The organism is Tritonibacter litoralis, from assembly GCF_009496005.1.
GTDB lineage: Bacteria > Pseudomonadota > Alphaproteobacteria > Rhodobacterales > Rhodobacteraceae > Epibacterium > Epibacterium litoralis.
The window spans coordinates 368,504-382,524 of the sequence record NZ_WIBF01000001.1; the positions used below are offsets into that span (position 1 = coordinate 368,504).

General features: G+C 55.5%; 12 protein-coding genes. 8 read left to right on the forward strand and 4 right to left on the reverse strand.

Translation table 11 applies throughout. The features are described 5' to 3' along the window. The first annotated feature begins 8 nt into the window (after positions 1-8). On the forward strand, positions 9-692 hold the full coding sequence (locus GFB49_RS01770; RefSeq protein WP_153214081.1) for a DUF502 domain-containing protein: 684 nt from the start codon (positions 9-11) through the stop codon (positions 690-692). A gap of 52 nt (positions 693-744) precedes the next feature. On the opposite strand, the gene GFB49_RS01775 is transcribed toward GFB49_RS01770, so the two are convergent. Further along, positions 745-1,518, reverse strand: coding sequence for a 3-hydroxybutyrate dehydrogenase (locus GFB49_RS01775; protein ID WP_153214082.1), 774 nt, complete (start codon positions 1,516-1,518; stop codon positions 745-747). Between the two features lie 430 nt (positions 1,519-1,948). On the opposite strand from GFB49_RS01775, the gene GFB49_RS01780 reads away from it, so the two are divergent. From GFB49_RS01780 to GFB49_RS01795, 4 genes are all read left to right on the forward strand, one after another. Continuing rightward, positions 1,949-3,664: an ABC transporter substrate-binding protein gene (locus GFB49_RS01780; protein WP_153214083.1), complete on the forward strand. Its 1,716-nt coding sequence runs from the start codon at positions 1,949-1,951 to the stop codon at positions 3,662-3,664. 95 nt (positions 3,665-3,759) lie between these two features. Next, entirely contained in the window at positions 3,760-4,593 is an 834-nt protein-coding gene (locus GFB49_RS01785; protein WP_153214084.1) for an arsenate reductase/protein-tyrosine-phosphatase family protein, read from the forward strand. Between the two features lie 17 nt (positions 4,594-4,610). Further along, positions 4,611-5,087 carry an arsenate reductase ArsC gene (locus GFB49_RS01790; RefSeq protein WP_153214085.1) on the forward strand — a complete coding sequence of 159 codons (477 nt, stop codon included), beginning with the start codon at positions 4,611-4,613 and terminating at the stop codon, positions 5,085-5,087. Further along, positions 5,084-5,740, forward strand: a complete 657-nt coding sequence (locus GFB49_RS01795; RefSeq protein WP_153214086.1) for an aquaporin — start codon at positions 5,084-5,086, stop codon at positions 5,738-5,740. Before GFB49_RS01790 ends, GFB49_RS01795 begins: the two co-directional genes overlap by 4 nt. Before the next feature lie 15 nt (positions 5,741-5,755). Here the strand turns inward: GFB49_RS01795 and GFB49_RS01800 are convergent, their stop codons facing one another. After that, a complete protein-coding gene (locus GFB49_RS01800) occupies positions 5,756-6,379 on the reverse strand; it encodes a helix-turn-helix domain-containing protein (protein WP_153214087.1) in 624 nt (207 codons plus the stop codon). Between the two features lie 64 nt (positions 6,380-6,443). Here GFB49_RS01800 and GFB49_RS01805 point away from each other — a divergent pair, with 64 nt between their 5' ends. The 3 genes from GFB49_RS01805 (at position 6,444) to GFB49_RS01815 (ending at position 9,962) form a co-directional block, all read left to right on the forward strand. Further along, on the forward strand, positions 6,444-7,952 hold the full coding sequence (locus GFB49_RS01805; RefSeq protein WP_153214088.1) for a class I adenylate-forming enzyme family protein: 1,509 nt from the start codon (positions 6,444-6,446) through the stop codon (positions 7,950-7,952). A 6-nt stretch (positions 7,953-7,958) separates the two neighbouring features. Then, entirely contained in the window at positions 7,959-8,615 is a 657-nt protein-coding gene (locus tag GFB49_RS01810) for a DsbA family oxidoreductase (RefSeq protein WP_153214089.1), read from the forward strand. 123 nt (positions 8,616-8,738) lie between these two features. Further along, the gene (locus GFB49_RS01815; RefSeq protein ID WP_343032435.1) at positions 8,739-9,962 is read left to right on the forward strand and encodes a multidrug effflux MFS transporter; all 1,224 of its coding nucleotides are present in this window, start codon (positions 8,739-8,741) and stop codon (positions 9,960-9,962) included. Between the two features lie 8 nt (positions 9,963-9,970). Here the strand turns inward: GFB49_RS01815 and mfd are convergent, their stop codons facing one another. Together mfd and GFB49_RS01825 are read right to left on the reverse strand one after the other, a co-directional pair. Continuing rightward, complete coding sequence (gene mfd / locus GFB49_RS01820; protein WP_153214090.1) at positions 9,971-13,423, reverse strand: transcription-repair coupling factor; 3,453 nt, start codon at positions 13,421-13,423, stop codon at positions 9,971-9,973. A 16-nt stretch (positions 13,424-13,439) separates the two neighbouring features. Next, positions 13,440-13,961 (reverse strand): component of SufBCD complex, encoded by a 522-nt coding sequence (locus tag GFB49_RS01825; RefSeq protein ID WP_343032436.1) that lies wholly within the window; start codon positions 13,959-13,961, stop codon positions 13,440-13,442. Positions 13,962-14,021 lie beyond the last annotated feature (60 nt).

Genomic DNA, 14,021 nt, shown 5'->3' on the forward strand with positions numbered 1-14,021 from the left:
GACGAATAATGACGACGCCATTTGACGAAGAGCCGCACCGGCAACCGGGCCTGTTCTCGAAACTACGATCCTCGTTCCTGACTGGGATCGTTGTGATTGCGCCAGTTGGTCTGACCATCTGGCTTTTGTGGACGGCAATGGGATGGATCGACGGCGTCGTGCTGCCGCTGGTTCCTGATACTTTCCTGCCAGAGCAATATATTGGCATCAACCTGCGTGGCGTCGGGTTGATCATCTTCTTGCTATTCACAATTGTGGTCGGCTGGATTGCAAAAGGCATTCTGGGCCGGTCGCTGATCAGCTTTGCCGAGGGTCTCGTGGACCGCATGCCGGTTGTGCGCTCGATTTATTCTGGGATCAAACAGATCTCGGAAACGGTTTTTGCCCAATCCGAACGGAGCTTTGAGCGCGCCTGTTTAATCCAATACCCGCGCAAAGGTATTTGGGCCATTGGCTTTATCTCAACACCGGCCAAAGGCGAAGTGTCCGAGAAGGCCGAAACGGGTGGTAAATTGCTGAGCGTTTTTGTCCCGACGACGCCAAACCCAACATCGGGCTTCTTGCTGTATTTCCCGGAAGAAGACGTCATTGAGCTCGACATGAATGTTGAAGACGCTGCGAAACTGGTGATCTCGGCCGGGTTGGTCTACCCTAATTCCAAGGACGATCCGGACATTAAAAAAGACAAGTAACCGATTAAAAAGGCGCCGTAATTGGCGCCTTTCGTTTTCCAAGTTAACGCCATTAAAGCGCCGTCCAGCCGCCATCGACGCTGATGGTTGTGCCCGTGATCTGCGCGGCAGCATCGGACGCCAAAAACACCGTTGTGCCACCCAGCTGCTCGACAGTTGCGAACTCACGCGAGGGCTGGCGTTCCAGCATCACCTTTTTGATCACCTCTTCCCGACCCATATTGTATTTCTCCATGGTGTCTGGGATCTGCGCCTCAACCAGGGGGGTCAAAACATATCCTGGGCAAATTGCGTTACAGGTGATCGGCTCCTCAGCTGTTTCAAGCGCAACCGTTTTTGTCATCCCCACCACGCCGTGTTTGGCGGCGACATAGGCTGATTTAAACGGCGATGCTGTAAGCCCATGGGCAGAGGCGATATTAATGACGCGCCCCCAGCCGGCAGTGCGCATTTTTGGCAGTGCCGCTGCCGTTGTGTGGAACACGGAATTTAGGTTAATCGCAATGATGGCATTCCACTTGTCCATTGGGAATTCATCAATAGGCGCCACATGCTGGATACCAGCATTGTTGACCAAAACATCGCAATCGCCCGCTTTTTCAATCAGGGCGCGACATTGTTCCCCGTCTGACATATCGGCCTGAATATACCGGGCCTCTACGCCAAACTCCTTGGCGATCTCGGCTGCCAGCGCGTGATCTTCCTCGCGGTCCGTAAAGGAGTTCAACACCACATTCGCCCCGGCCCGCGCAATCTCTCGTGCGACTCCCAAACCAATGCCTGAATTTGATCCGGTCACAACCGCAGTTTTGCCGTTTAATACCATGGCCTCTTCCCTCCAAATGAGCTATCTCGACGGTCCGCGCACTTTGGCATGCTGCAGATGCAAAAGAAACGGTGTTGGCACAGATTTGAAGTCCGAAAAATACGGATAAGCCCCAAGACAGATGCAATGATTTTGCACAAAAAAACGCCCGCGCGAAGCGGGCGTTGAGTTATTGAGGCAGGTTTCATACAGGCAAGAAACCTATCGAGCAGTGATCCCTTTATAAGCAATTTCCGGCCTTGGTCCAAGCTAAAAGTTTGATTTGAACCACATGAGCCGATAGCGTCCCCACCTATGAAAATAAGGCCTCATCAGGATTGTTGCGAAATTGGCACCGAAATTTTTCTCTCGCCCTTTCGGCCATTGGGCCGGAATCATCACACTGTTCTGCGCGATTCAGGCACAAGCAGAATCGACTCACGCCATTTCTATGTATGGAGACCCTGCACTACCACCGGATTTTGTGTCCCTCCCCTATGTGAACCCAGACGCACCAAAGGGCGGCAAAATCACGTTTGGCGCCACTGGCGGCTTTGACACACTGAACCCATTTGTGCGCAAGGGCAGCACCCCGTGGCACTACAGATTTTGGGCTGCCGAAAGCCTGATGACCCGCAGCCTGGATGAACCCTTCACACTCTATGGTGTTTTGGCCGAATCGATAGAGGTCCCTGACGACAGATCATGGGTCGAGTTTACCCTGAACCCCGCCGCCAAATTCTCGGACGGTAGTCCGGTCACAGTTGAGGATGTGATCTGGTCTTATGAGACGCTGGGCACATCCGGACATTCCCGCTACAGGAGTTTTTGGAACAGTGTTTCCAAAATTGAAACAACCGGTCCGGGAAAAGTCCGACTCAGTTTTTCGTCAGACAACCGTGAACTGGCCCTGATCGCAGGCCTGCGTCCCATTCTGAAAAAAGCGCAGTGGGACGGGAAGTCCTTTGCCGACTCTGGCCTGAGCGAAGCGCCGATTTCTTCGTCTGCCTACGTGGTAAGCGATTTTGAGCCCAATCGCTTCCTGGAAATGAAACGGAACCCGGATTACTGGGGCCAGGATCTGCCCATCCGAAAAGGAACGCAAAACGCGGACACCTTGAGGGTTGAACTGTTTGGTGATGGCACCGTTATGTTTGAAGCCTTCAAGGCGGGCGAGCTGAGCACCTATCGCGAATACAACGCGAACCTGTGGCACAGCGCCTACAACTTCCCGCGTGTTCAAAATGGCAAGGTAATTCAGTCCGAGATCGTGCATCAAAAACCGACGGGCATGACCGGTCTGGCACTCAACACACGCCGCGCGCCGTTGAATGACTGGCGCGTGCGCGATGCGCTGACGCTGGCCTTCAATTTTGAATACATCAATGAGACGATTACCGGTGGGCAGCAGAAACGCATCCAATCCTATTTTTCGGGCTCCACATTGGGGCATTTGCCTGGTCCGGCCTCTGGCGAAACCGCCACTCTGTTGGAGCCTTTTGCGGATCACCTCATCCCAGGCACGCTGGAAGGTTACGCTCAGCCCATTTCGGACGGCAGCCTGCGCAATCGCAAGAACCTGCGCAAGGCTGTCAAACAGCTGAACGCGGCGGGCTGTTCGGTCAGCGATGGCGCATTGCGATGCCAAAACAGCGATCCCGTGACGCTCACCATGTTGATCCGGCAATCGGATCAGGACAACAAATCCATCGCTGATATCTATGGCCAAGCTCTTGAACGCCTTGGCATCCAATTGCAGATCGATGTGGTCGACAACGCGCAATATGTTGAGCGGGAAAGCAACTTTGATTTTGATATCATTCCAATCCGGCGATCAGCGTCTTTGAGCCCCGGGAATGAGCAATATCTGTACTGGGGACAGTCTGGCGCAACCCAACCCGGGTCGCGCAACTTGGCTGGCATCACCGATCCGGCGGTGGATAAAATGATTGACGCGATGCTTGCTGCACGCAGCAGCGAAGCGTTCCAGGCGGCAGCCCGCGCCCTGGATCGCCTTCTGGCCGCTGGGCGCTATGTGATCCCGATCTGGCAATATGACGCGGCATTTATCGCCCATGTCCAAGAGCTGAAGTACCCTGACCACATTCCGATTTACGGCGATCGCGCCACGTATTTTCTGCCTGAAGTATGGTGGATTGAACCGTAACCAACGGAACACGCATACACAGCGTTAAAAACCGCACCGCTCAAACGGTGCGGTTTTTTCTTGCATTTACAGCATATTTCTATATTTCATGAATTATGGAAATAAACGTCATAGATAAGCTCTCTGCCCTGGCGCATGAAAACCGGCTCGCCCTGTTTCGGCTGTTGGTCCGGCGTTACCCAGATGCGGTGCCCGCAGGTGAGGTGGCGCAGGCGTTGGGGTTCAAGGCCAACACCACATCCACCTATTTATCGGCATTACGTAACGCCGGTTTGATCGATCAACGCCGCATGGGCACATCCTTGTGCTACGTTGCGCGGCTGGATGGATTGCAGGGCATGTTTGATACATTGCTCTCAGAGTGCTGCCAAAACCGACCGGATGTTTGCAGTATTCCCGCGCATAGGCCGATCCCCCAACCCAGCTTGGACCGACCGCTCAAGGTTCTGTTTGTCTGCTCCGGAAACTCGGCCCGTTCCCTGTTGGCAGAGGCCCTGTTGAACGGCGAAGGTCAGGGCAAATTCATCGCCTATTCCGCGGGCACCACTCCGTCCGAAGCGCCAAACGCTGAGGCGCTCTCAACCCTTGCGGCGCGGGGATATGATGTCTCGCGCCTCTCCTCCAAAGGGCTTTCACCGTTTCAGGCCGACGATGCGCCGACCATGGATCTGGTTGTGACCGTCTGTAATCAAGCCGCAAACGGAGAGCTACCGCACCTGCCCGGCCGCCCGCTTCATGCCCACTGGGGCGTCGCAAACCCGCTGCATGACGGCACACAAACCAAGGTGGCAATGCGGTCGGCTTTTGAAATTCTGAAACACCGCATCCAGGCTTTTACCTGGCTGCCGTTTGACCGGCTCGATCCCTACGCCCTGCAGCATCGGATCGATGAAATCGGACATCTCACCCCAACACACAGCACGTCTTAACAAGGGACATACAAGCAATGAACATTCTGGTTTTGTGTACAGGAAACTCAGCCCGATCGATCCTGCTGGAGTCGATCTTCAACACATTGGGCAAAGATCGCGTCACGGCGTTTTCGGCCGGATCGCAGCCCGCAGGGAAAGTGCACCCGCAGTCGATCAAGCTGCTGACCGAGCTTGGACACGACGTATCCGGCGCACGATCCAAATCCTGGGATGAGTTCGGCGGCCCGGACGCGCCACGGATGGATATTGTCATCACCGTTTGCGCATCGGCTGCCGGCGAAACATGCCCCGTTTGGGCAGGCGCGCCGGTGCGGTGCCATTGGGGTGTCGAAGACCCTGCTGCAGCGGAAGAACCAGAATGGGATGAAGCCTTCAAAACCGCTTATACTATCTTGAAAAAACGGGCAGAAGCTCTGTTGGAGGTCAAATTCGAAAACCTGGAACTGCCCGCCCTGACAGCTGAGCTCAAGCGTATTGGAGAGCTGGTATGAACGCGCAGAAACTTCTGGCAGAAGGGCTGGGGACAGCCTTTCTTCTGATCAGCGTCATCGGGTCCGGCATCATGGCGGAAACACTGGCGCAGGGGAACGTGGCCTTGGCCCTTTTGGCAAACGCCATTGCCACAGGCTGTATGCTGTTTGCCATTATCACCACATTGGGCCCGATTTCCGGCGCGCATTTCAATCCAGCTGTGTCTCTGGCCTTTGCGCTGCGCGGCGACCTGCCGTGGAAAGATTTTGGCCCTTATGTTCTGATCCAGATCATCGGCGGGATCCTCGGCGTTTGGGCCTGTCATTGGATGTTTGACCAATCGATCCTGCAGACCTCTGCCACAATGCACAGAACCGGCGTATCGCAATGGTTCTCGGAAATCGTGGCGACCTTTGGTCTGTTGTTTGTGATCTTTGGCGGATTGCGCAGCAAGCCCGAAGCGATCCCAACTCTGGTCGCGCTCTATATCACGGGTGCCTACTGGTACACATCGTCAACCAGCTTTGCGAACCCGGCTGTCACCATTGCACGTGGCTTTTCGGATACTTTCGCCGGTATCTACCCCGGCCACATCGTGATGTTCATCGTTATGCAGTTGATCGCTGTTGGCATCGGACATGTGGTTCTGCGCATTCTGTTTGCAGAAGAATAACGCAAATCCAATGCGTTACGCCAAGGACGTCACCCACAAAATGGTGGCGTCCTCATCACTGACAGAGACAACGTTATGCCCCATCGTCGCGTCATAATAGGCACTGTCGCCGCGGCGCATTTCGATGGGTTCATAGAACTCGGTGAACAGCTTGATCACGCCTGTGAGGACATACAGAAACTCCTCTCCGTCGTGACGCACCCAGCCATCAAATTCATCCATGGACCGCGCCCGCACTCGCGCCCGATAAGGCAGCATCTGCTTGCGCGACAGACCATCCGCCAGTAGCTCATGCTCATAGGTGGCGGTGGCGTGCGCCGCGCCCTGTCCTGACTTGGTCACCGTAAAGCGGCCATTGACCTGTTCCCGCTTCGGCGGTGTAAACAACTGAGGAATCGAAATCTCCAACCCTTCGGCCAGTTTCTTCAACGCCTCATAGGTCGGTGACATCTGCCCGTTTTCAATTTTGGACAAGGTGGATCGCGCCAAACCGGCCTGGTTTGCGGCGTGTTCCAACGTCCAATCGCGTGCCTTGCGCAGCTCCCGCACCCGCGCCCCAAGGTCAAGCGCCTCGGGTTCGGTTGTGTTGCCACTCTCACGAGCAATTGAAATCAGGGATTTGGGATCTTTATCGGTCATGGGCCTTCTATAAGATGCACGCACAAGCCTTGCAACGTGTCCTAACGCAGGTTAGCCCAAAGTTATGTTGTCCATTTTCGACCAAGGTCGCCCACACCCCTGCCCGCCTGACTTTAACCTCAGCGCATATGTTCTGCGCATGGCTCAGGATTTCCCAACGAAGACGGCGTTGGAAATCGTATCCGCGTCAGATCACCAGCACATGGATTATGCGACGTTAGAGCAGCGCGTTCGGGCTGTTGGCACTGGTCTTTTGGAAACAGGGCTGCAACCGGGCGACATTGTGCTGCTGCGGCTGGGCAATACAATTGATTTTCCCATCGCCTTTCTGGGCGCGATCGCGGCTGGACTTGTCCCTGTCCCGACCTCATCGCAATTGACGAAGCGTGAGGTTGCCTCCATCATCGCGACCCTTTCCCCGCGCGCGGTCTTGCATGACCCAAGCGTGTCCACTGCACCGCATGCCAGAACGATTGATCGGAACACGCTACGTGCCATGTGGGAACTACCGGCCTGTGTTTACGATCTGGGTGATCCGGACCGGTTAGCCTATGTGGTTTACACCTCTGGCACAAGCGGTCAGGCGCGGCCCGTGGCGCATGCGCACCGTGCGATCTGGGCGCGCAAAATGATGATCCGGGATTGGTATGGGCTGTCCTCACAGGATCGTTTGATGCATGCCGGTGCGTTTAACTGGACCTTTACATTGGGTACAGGGCTTATGGATCCATGGTCCATGGGGGCCACTGCAGTGATCCCAGATGCGGATGTCAGCCATGATCAGCTGCCCACCCTTCTTGAACAGAACGACGTTACAATTTTTGCAGCAGTGCCAGGCGTGTACCGAAAGATTTTGAAGCACTCTGACGCACTGTCTTTCCCAAATCTCCGGCACTGTCTCAGTGCTGGAGAGAAACTGTCACCTACGATACGAACCAAATGGCAGACAGCAACCCAAACCCAGATTTACGAGGCTTTTGGGATGTCGGAATGCTCTACCTTTATCTCACACGGGCCTGGTCGAACTGCCGCCCCAGACAGCCTTGGGCGGCCGCAATCCGGGCGGCGGATTGCGATCCTGAACGATGCTGGGCCTGTTCCTTTGGGAGACACCGGCGTCATCGCCGTCCATGCCTCTGATCCAGGTCTGATGAAAGGTTATATCGGCGCCCCGGATGAGACCCGTGCAAGATTTCAGGGCGAGTGGTTTTTGACCGGTGACCACGGCAGAATGACCGAGGACGGCAGCATTTTCTATGACGGCCGCCACGACGACATGATGAACGCCGGTGGGTTTCGGGTTTCCCCGATTGAAGTTGAGCAAGCGCTTGGCCGCTGCCCCGGGCTGACGCAGATCGCGGTCACCGCCGTATCGCCCAAACCAGATGTCGAGATCATCGCAGCTTTCTATGTAGCTTCACCGGAACTTGATCCAGAAACTCTTTCACAGTTTGCTGAGACATGTTTGGCTGAGTATAAGCGCCCGAAAACATATCAGCGCATGGATGCGCTGCCGACCAACCCGAATGGAAAGCTGAACCGCCGCGCCCTTCGGAACAGCTTTGAAGGATAAACCATTATGGTTACAGTGAAACTTGACGTTCTGTCCGATCCGATCTGCCCCTGGTGCTATATTGGCAAGGCAAATCTGGACAAGGCTTTGGCAGAGCTGGGTGAGCATCCGTTTGTCATTGAATGGCATCCTTTCCAGCTGAACCCGGACATGCCGATCGACGGGATGGATCGACGCGCCTATTTAGAAGGCAAGTTCGGCGGTAAAGACGGGGCTGTGCGTGCCTATGCACCGGTTGTCGACCACGCGGAAAAGGCTGGGTTGACCATCAACCTGGACAAGATCGCGCGCACGCCCAATACGCTGAACGCGCATCGGATGATCCACTGGGCCGGTGTAGAAGGCAAGCAGACAGGTGTAGTCGACGCCCTGTTCCAAGCCTATTTTGTGGACGGCAAAGACATTGGATCCATCGACACGCTGGTTGAAATTGGCACATCCGTGGGCCTTGAGGCGGACGTCATTCGCAAGCTGCTAGAAGGTGAAAATGATCTGGAGGATATCCGCCAGCGCGACGCGCATTCGCGTAAAATGGGGGTGAGCTCGGTTCCGACCTTCATCATTGCCAATCAGCATGCGGTTCCCGGCGCACAACCGCCCGAGTTGTGGAAGCAGGTCATCGCCGACATCACCGAACAGCTGCAACAGGCCGAATCTGAATAGTCTGCCTGAACTAAGCGCTTGAAATTTAACACAGGAATTTTCTGGCCGCATTAGTTAACATGTTGTACAAGTAAACAAGCAAGCGGCGGTCATTGCCGTTTGCTTTGTTCAAAGAGACCCCCTGTGCCCCAATCAAAACACTCCATCGGCAAGACCGAGCTGACCGCTATGGTCGCTTTGAGTTTTGCGCTCATCGCCTTCTCTATCGACGCGATGCTTCCCGCTTTGCCTCAGATCGCGACCGAGCTGTCGTCGCAAGATCCAAACAAAGCCCAGCTGGTATTGTCGACATTCCTTTTAGGCATGGGGATCGGATTCTTCTTTGTCGGTCCGATTTCCGACGCGGTTGGCCGACGCCCAGTCTTAATCGGCGGCGCTCTTCTCTACGCAGTGGCGGCCTTGTTGGCCGCGTTAAGCAACTCTCTGGAAGTCCTTCTGTTGTCACGATTTTTCATGGGTGTCTGCGCTGCTGGTCCGCGGATTGTGGGTCTGGCTGTGGTTCGTGACCTGTTCAAAGGGCGCGATATGGCTCAGGTTGTCTCCTATGCCGTAATGATATTCACTCTTGCCCCAGCCGTTGCGCCGGCCGTAGGCGCCGCAATTTTGTTGTTTTCTGGATGGCGAAGCATCTTTGTGGCGTTTTTCATATTTGCAGTTGTCCTGTTGGCCTGGGTTGGCGGTCGCCTGCCAGAAACACTAACACGGGAAAAGCGGGCGCCAATGCGACTGTCCTCGCTCATTTCAGCCTCACAAGAGGTATTCTCTAATCCAGTTGCGCGCACGTCGATGGTTCTCCAATCGCTGATAATCGGCATGCTCTTTGCCATGCTGACCTCCGTGCAGCAGATCTACGGTGAGATTTTTGGCCGTGCTGAGAGCTTTCCATATTGGTTTGCGATAGTCGCTTTGGTCAGCGGCGTGGGCAGTATGGCCAACGCTAAGTTAGTGACACGCCTAGGGATGCGGGTGATTATTTCCTTTGGGCTTGCCGTACAAACCTGTGTCAGCCTGTTGGTTCTGACCCTCAGCTTGGCAGTGGCGCCTGAACAGATGCCATTTGCACTGTTTGTTATCTGGCAATGTACCGTCTTTTTGATGATAGCAACATCAATGGGCAATCTAAATGCAATGGCAATGGAACCTTTGGGTCATATCGCGGGTCTTGCCGCCTCATTGATGTCTGCGATTTCAACGGTTTGCGGAGTGGTCATTGCGACACCGATTGGACAAATGTTCGACGGCACCCTGCGACCAATTTCCGGCGCGCTGTTTGTCATGGCTTTGGTGTCATGGCTGGTTATGCGCGGGCTCAACCGAAACGAAGCAACCACAGCCGCGGCGGAGTAATCCGCCGCTCAGGCTTTGGCTTTCTTCTTCTCGGCAATCAGCTTTTCCGCCAAATCACGGGCAATAGCAAAGGCGCCTTTGATCTTGTCCGCATCTGATCTCCAGTCGCGGCGCACCACAATCTTGTTGTCTTTGACTTTTGCCAGACCATTTTGCCCCTGGATAAAGTCAACCAACCCTTGCGGAGAGGCAAATTTGTCATTGTGGAACTGAATGGTCGCCCCTTTGGGCCCGCCATCAAGCTTGGCGATGCCTGCCCGTTTGCACATGGCTTTGATGCGAACAACCAGCATCAAGGTGTTGACCTCTTTGGGTAATTTTCCAAACCGGTCAATCAGCTCTGCAGCAAACCCTTCCAGCTCGACCTTGGTCGACAGCGATGACAGTCGACGATAGAGCCCCAAGCGCACATCCAGATCCGGCACATAATCGTCCGGGATCAGAACCGGAACGCCCAGATTGATCTGCGGCGCCCATTGTTCGTCGTGATCACTCAACCCTTCGGCCTCGCCCGACTTGATCTTGGAAATCGCCTCTTCCAGCATGGATTGATAGAGCTCATAGCCCACGTCGCGCATCTGCCCGGACTGCTCTTCGCCAAGGAGGTTGCCGGCCCCACGGATATCAAGGTCTTGCGAGGCAAGCGTAAACCCAGCCCCAAGCGTATCAAGGGAACCCAGAACCCGAAGCCGCTTTTCCGCTGTATCCGTCAGACGCTGTCGTGGTTTTGTCGTCAAATAGGCATAGGCGCGGGTTTTTGATCGTCCCACACGTCCCCGGATTTGATAAAGCTGCGCCAGACCAAACATATCCGCGCGATGTACAATCATTGTATTGGCTGTTGGAATATCAAGTCCGGATTCCACAATCGTTGTGGCCAGCAACACATTGAATTTGCCATCATAAAAGGCATTCATCCGCTCGTCCAGCTCACCAGCGGCAAGCTGACCATGGGCGACAACATAGTTCAACTCCGGCAGCTGCTCTTTCAAGAACGCTTCAACTTCAGCCAGATCTGAAATCCGCGGCACCACATAAAAGCTCTGCCCGCCGCGATAATGTTCCCGCAACAAGGCCTCGCGGATGGTAACCGCGTCAAATTCGCTGACATAGGTGCGAATAGCCAAACGGTCGACCGGCGGAGTTCCAATGATCGACAAGTCCCGCACACCCGTGAGGCTCAATTGCAGTGTCCGTGGGATCGGCGTCGCCGTCAGCGTCAGCACATGGATGTCGCTGCGCAGCTGTTTCAGCCGTTCCTTGTGCGCGACGCCGAAGTGCTGTTCTTCGTCAATGATCAACAGGCCCAGGTTCTGAAACCGGATATTCTTGGCCAACAAAGCATGCGTGCCAACCACAATATCCACAGTCCCACGGCTCAAGCCTTCACGGGTTTTGTTTGCCTCACCTGATGAAACAAACCGCGACAACTGCCTGACTTCCAAAGGAAACCCTCGGAACCGTTCGGCAAATCCCGCCGCGTGTTGACGCGCCAGCAAGGTTGTCGGAGCCACAATTGCGACCTGCATGCCAGACATGGCCGCCACAAAGGCCGCGCGCATCGCAACCTCGGTCTTGCCAAAGCCTACATCCCCACAGACCAGACGATCCATCGGTGCGCCTGATTGCAGATCCTCCATCACATCCGTGATCGCACGCAGCTGATCCTCTGTCTCCTGATATGGGAAACGTGCCGAGAACTCTTCCCAAGCATGGGGCGGCGGGTCCATCACTGGTGCCTTGCGCAAGGCCCGCTCTGCCGCGATCCGGATCAGGCGGTCTGCCATTTCGCGGATGCGTTCCTTGAGCTTGGCCTTTTTCGCCTGCCACGCACCACCGCCAAGACGGTCCAAGAGCCCTTCGTCGTGACCATATTTGCTGAGCAGTTCGATGTTCTCGACCGGCAGATACAGCTTTGACGCTTCAGCATATTCCAAGAGAAGACACTCATGCGCGGCGCCTGCGGCGGTGACCACTTCCAGCCCTTTGTAGCGCCCGATCCCATGGTCTACATGGACCACCAAATCACCAGGTGTCAGCGATTGGGTTTCTGTCAGGAAGTTTTCTGCCTTGCGCCGTTTTTTGGGCGCGCGGATCAGCCGGTCACCCAACACATCCTGTTCAGAAATTACGGTCATATCCGGCGCTTGGAAGCCGTGTTCCAGGGCCCAGACGGCCAAATGCAGGCCGGACTTGCCAATCCTGGTGCCGTCCCGGATCGGGATTACCTCGGCCAGGCCCTCATCCTCGATCAAACCGGTCAGTCGTTCCCGCGCGCCCTCGGAGTAAGATGCGATCACAACCGGACCATCAGCCAGACGCGATTTAATATGATCCGCTAAGGCACTAAAAAGACTGATACTTTCCTGTTGACGTTCCGGCGCAAAATTGCGCCCAATTCGCGCGCCTGCATCCAAAACACCCGGGCCCGAGGCCTGCGCCAATGGATGAAAGGCAACGACACGATGCGCAGCAACCGCCGTCATCCAATCGGCGTCATTGAGATACAACAGCTCGGGCGGCGTGGGCTTATAGATCGAATCCAATCGCCCCTTTTGCGCCATGGCAATTTTGCGGGTCTCATATTGGTCGGCAATCGTCTCCCACCGCGCAAGACGCGCAGGGGTCACCTGATCATCCAATGTAACCGTGGCCCCCGGCACATAGTCAAACAGCGTTTCCAAGGTTTCATGGAAGAAGGGCAGCCAATGTTCCATGCCCTGATGTTTCCGCCCGGCGCTGACCGCTTCGTACAGCGGATCATCACTGCCTGCGGCCCCAAATTCAATTCGGTAGTTCTGCCGGAACCGGGTGATGGCCGCCTCATCCAGAATCACCTCGGACACAGGCGCAAGTTCAATTGCGCTCAGCTTTTCGGTGGTGCGTTGCGACACCGGATCAAACCGGCGCGCGCTGTCGAGCACATCCCCAAAAAGATCCAACCGCACCGGGCCGCTTTCACCGGGTGGGAAAATATCAATAATGCCGCCGCGCACTGCATAATCGCCGGGTTCCATCACCGTTGGGCTTTGGGAAAACCCCATACGCACCAGAAACTTACGCAGCGCATCTTCGTCGATGCGATGATCAACCTGCCCATAGAAAACGGCTTCTTTCAACACAGATCGCGCGGGCAATCGCTGTGTCGCGGCGTTAAGCGATGTCAAAAGGACAAATTGTTTTGGCGCTTGGTGCAACAAAATCGCCAGCGTCGCCATGCGCGCGGCAGAGACGTCGGGGTTCGGCGACACCCGGTCATAGGGCAGGCAATCCCATCCCGGAAAGACAAACACAGGCGTGTCCGGCGCAAAAAACGCCAGGGCCGCGCGGGTGGCTTCCAGCCGTTTGTCGTCGCGGGCGACATGCACCACCGGGCGACCTGATGTTTCAAGCTCGTGAAGGATCTGGCGTGCGTCGAACCCTTCGGGGACGCCGCCCATTTTGACCTGTTGTCCAGCCATTGCCCAAGCCCTCGCGCTATAAAACGCCGATTTGAATGTTTTGGAACATGCCCCACAAGGACGTCACAAAAATCGAAACCACGCCGACCATCTGAGTGATCAGGCGACATTGGCCAAGCCGACGCAACAGCGCCTCGCCCGTCAGCGTATCGGTATGTATCACAAACGCAGCCCGCAGTGACACCAAGGACACAACCGTCATGGGAAAGGCGATCAGAAAGACGGCCTGGGCAAATTCAATCGAAAACCAGAACCCCAACACAGCCAAAGTGCTGAGGGCAAAGCAGACACAGGCCACCAGCCACAGTCCGGCCACATCCATCACGTGCAACCGCCGTGCGACGTTGATGCGCACCAAAGTCTCCAAATCCTGGTAGTGCTGCCCGCCCTTTTTGCGGGCGCGGTTCACGTGATCAAATGGCACACCAAGGATCCAATGGCTGGCTGTGGACCAGGCAATTGCCAGCACAATCCAATACCACAAATTCGAAAATGACCGCATATCAATCATTTCCGCCAACAAGTGAAAGAGATCCACGCCCAGGTCCTTCTTTGGTCTTTTGGTCCAGCGCCGCGGCGCACGTCCCTATATCTACTG